Here is a 1,850-nt window from a genome sequence, read left to right on the forward strand (position 1 = left end):
TCGGCCAGAGAAATCACCCGCGACGACTTCGTCCCAGGCGCTGGCTCAAGCTCGTAGAGAGTGACCACAGGACCGGGGCGAACGTTGATGATCTCGCCCTTGACGTTGAAGTCCCACAGCACGTTCTCGAGCGTCGCCGCATTCTCCTGCAGCACCTCGACAGGAACTTCTGCGCTGCTCCAGATCTTCGGCTCCGCCAGAAGATCCAGTGCAGGCAATTCGTAATCGAAGGAGGCTCTGGCCGGAGCCGTGACGCCAATCGAAACCGACGCATAATTATCACGCCGGACACTGTCATTGGCCGGAACCGGAACCGCCGGAACGTGGCTCACGCGCGGCTGGGTTACAACAGCCGCGCGCCGCGGCGGCGCCTCGACGATGTCCTCGTCGTCCAGGATATCTTCGACATATTCCTCGTCATCCTCCCAGGGCGCGATCTCCGGCTGGACTGGCAGCGGAGGCCTTGCGAGCACAGGCGCGGCAGCCCTAACGGGAGCCGCTGCTTTCCTGACCGGTTGAGAATCTTCTTCCCGCTTCGCCTGGACCGGCGTGGCAGGAACAGGCTGCAGCGACGGATCGAGCAGATAGGTCCCGGGCTGCCACATGAAGCTATAGGATTGTTGAACCGTTGACAGCTCATAGGCTGCCGGCATGACTGGATTGCTCCTGACAGGCTGCGCCGGTGGTTCGCCTCTCCTCTGCGGAGCGGCAGGCTCGGCGTTGTTCCTACTTCTTGGGGCAGCCTCTGCCTCTGCCGCTGGAGCCGGAGCCGCAGTCCGCTTGATAGCCTCACGCTCCTGAGCAGGAGCACGGTTGAAGATGCGAGCTCCGCCAGCGCCGGTCTCCTGCGAGGCCGCCTTGTTGCGAAGCGCCTGTAGTCGCTCCTGAACAGCAGGTGCGGGATCGTCCATGCGGGTGGCGGCAATCTCCCTCGCCCGATGATCCTCCACGGCATCAGAGGATGGCTGGGAGGTTCCCTTCATCCGGCGCTCCTTTAGAACGCGTTCGGGCGTGCGCGTGAACCGGACCTCCGGCGACATCGAGAAGGACTGTTCCCAGACCTCACCCCGCGGGGCTCCATTCGCTCCTCTCCCCTGCGAGCCCCTCGGAGCTGCAGCTTCGACAGATCGCGTGCGTGACAGGCCATCTGCAGGCGCCGGATTCATTCGCGAACGGCCCTCGGCGGACGTCGCTTCACCCACCCGATAACCGGTGCCATGACCTCTTGGAGCCTGACCAGCCTCTGGGCGCGCCTCATGGTCGTCCGAAACGGGTTTGTTATCCTCCTGCTTGAGTGAGCCATAGCCATGGGCAGCGGAAGATGGGGACCGTCGTTTGAAATGCATTGTCTGTTATGATGTTGGGACTGAGCCAGCCAGCCCGGGAGAAGGTGCATCCCGATTACGCCTGCGAAAGGTAAAAAGAGCCTTAGGAGGACAGCACGAGGTCCGGCAGCGCGCACTTGTCCCCACCCCTCCCTTCAAAGTTGATCGCATCATCCCCATATCTTTGAAGGCGCTGCGGTGAATTCTTCGGCGTCTGCTGCATGGCCGTGAACAAAGGCCTTGCAAGTTGGCTGTGGGCGTTTATATGAGCGCCTCCTGGATCTGGGGTGCTTCGCTTTCGGCGGCCTTCCGGATCATTCCTGCCGTGTTCTTTTGTTTTGTGGTCTGGGGCGGTTTGCTTTGGGCTTTGGTGTGTCGTGGCGGGGTTTATTGGCCTGGGGGTGTGTCTTTCCGGCCTTTTCCATGAGCGGTTGAGGGTTCGACGGTGTCGTCGGCGGGTTCATCCGGCTCCTCTGGGGTTCTTGTCCAGCATGGGCTGCGGGGTGTGAGGCCCGGCAGCAAGGT

1 protein-coding gene is annotated in these 1,850 nt (G+C 62.1%); it reads right to left on the reverse strand.

What is annotated here, in order from left to right; translation table 11 throughout:
* Nucleotides 1-983: DNA translocase FtsK (locus ILT44_RS30255; protein ID WP_305070729.1), on the reverse strand; the 983-nt coding region annotated here is incomplete at its 3' end.
* Between the last annotated feature and the right edge of the window lie 867 nt (nt 984-1,850).

Source organism: Microvirga arvi (assembly GCF_016892765.1).
GTDB classification, from domain to species: Bacteria; Pseudomonadota; Alphaproteobacteria; order Rhizobiales; family Beijerinckiaceae; genus Microvirga; species Microvirga arvi.